General features: G+C 73.6%; 2 protein-coding genes and 1 pseudogene. All 3 read left to right on the top strand.

The features are described 5' to 3' along the window. Positions 1–130 (top strand): annotated as a pseudogene (locus tag VR44_RS47210) (ribonuclease BN); the annotation flags it as partial. 35 nt (positions 131–165) lie between these two features. Next, a complete protein-coding gene (locus VR44_RS16145) occupies positions 166–714 on the top strand; it encodes a phosphatase PAP2 family protein (RefSeq protein ID WP_045948194.1) in 549 nt (182 codons plus the stop codon). An 82-nt stretch (positions 715–796) separates the two neighbouring features. Further along, on the top strand, positions 797–1204 hold the full coding sequence (locus VR44_RS16140) for a phage holin family protein (RefSeq protein WP_045948193.1): 408 nt from the start codon (positions 797–799) through the stop codon (positions 1202–1204). The last annotated feature ends 74 nt before the right edge of the window (positions 1205–1278 follow it).

Below are 1278 nucleotides of genomic sequence, written 5' to 3'. Positions count from 1 at the left end.
CCTGGAGTTCGACGCCGAGATGGTGCGCCAGCGCGCGATCGCCGGCGGGCTCCCCGCGGAGGAGGAGCCCTACGTCGAGCCGCGCGACACCCGGGAGTGGAGCGAGGAAGACCATCGCCGCCTGGACTGAGCACCAGACGACGGCATGAGCGGAGCCACGGGAGCATGAGGGTGCCGGCCGGTCTGCGGGACCGTGACCACCGGCTGACGCGGCGCATGGCCGCCTGGGAATCCCCGGCGGCGCGCCGGACGCTGCCTGCCGTCGAGGAAGCGGCCGAGCACACGAAGCTCTGGTGGGCCGCCGCCCTGCTGATGGCGGCCGCAGGTGGCTGGCGAGGCCGTAAGGCCGCAGCCGCCGGGGTGCTGGCGATGGCGGTCGCCGAGGTGCTCTCGAACGGGGTCGCCAAGCAGCTCGTGGAGCGACGCCGGCCGCCGACGGAATGGATTCCGCACGACGACGTCGCGGACCGGCCGGACAGCTCGTCGTTCCCCTCCGGCCATACCGCCGCCGCCGTCGCCTTCACCGCCGCCGTGGCGCCGTCGTGGCCATGGGCCGCGGCCGCGTGCGCGGTCCCCAGCGTGCTGGTGGCCGCGGAACGGGTTCACAGCGGCGCCCACTACCCCTCCGACGTGGCGGCAGGTGCCGTGATCGGCGGCGCGGCCGCGGCCCTGGTCCGTAGGGCGCCCCGTCTTCTGGTCCGCTGTCGGCCATGACCTGTCCTGGTGGGTAATCGGCGGGGGGCGGGGTATGCGCGCCCCGGGTACCCCTGACCAGTGGAGGAAGGTGAGGAGTTCGATGAGCGCCATGGGAAGCCACGGCAGTGACGCGCCGGTGGGCGAGCTCGTGACGCGGGCGTCGCAGCAGATCTCGGAGCTGGTCCGGGAAGAGATGCGGCTGGCCCGCGCGGAGATGACCCAGAAGGGCAAACGCTACGGGTTGGGCGGGGGCTTGTTCGGGGGCGCCGGCCTCGTCGGCGTCCTGGCCGCCCAGGCCCTGGTGGCCGCCGCGATCGCGGCTCTGGCCCTGGTCCTGCCGCTGTGGGCATCAGCCCTGATCATCGGCGCCGCGCTGGCCGCGGTGGCCGCACTGCTGGGGTTGGCGGGCAGGAAACAGGTCGCCCGCGCAGGCTCTCCCGCCCCTGAGAAGACCATCGACAGCGTCAAGGCCGATGTGGCCACGATCAAGGAGAAGGCCCACCGATGAGCAACCAGCCCCAGGCCGACGAGCCGACCCCCGACCAGCTGCGCGAGCAGGTCGAGCACACTCGCGAGCAGCTC

The organism is Streptomyces katrae, from assembly GCF_000966975.1.
Lineage (GTDB): Bacteria > Actinomycetota > Actinomycetes > Streptomycetales > Streptomycetaceae > Streptomyces > Streptomyces katrae.
This window is presented reverse-complemented; position numbering and strand designations above follow the sequence as displayed.

Excerpts from the sequence above, each read along its gene's own strand:
- VR44_RS16145 (WP_045948194.1), top strand. The coding sequence starts at position 166 with ATGAGGGTGCCGGCCGGTCTGCGGGACCGTGACCACCGGCTGACGCGG.
- VR44_RS16140 (WP_045948193.1), top strand. The coding sequence starts at position 797 with ATGAGCGCCATGGGAAGCCACGGCAGTGACGCGCCGGTGGGCGAGCTC.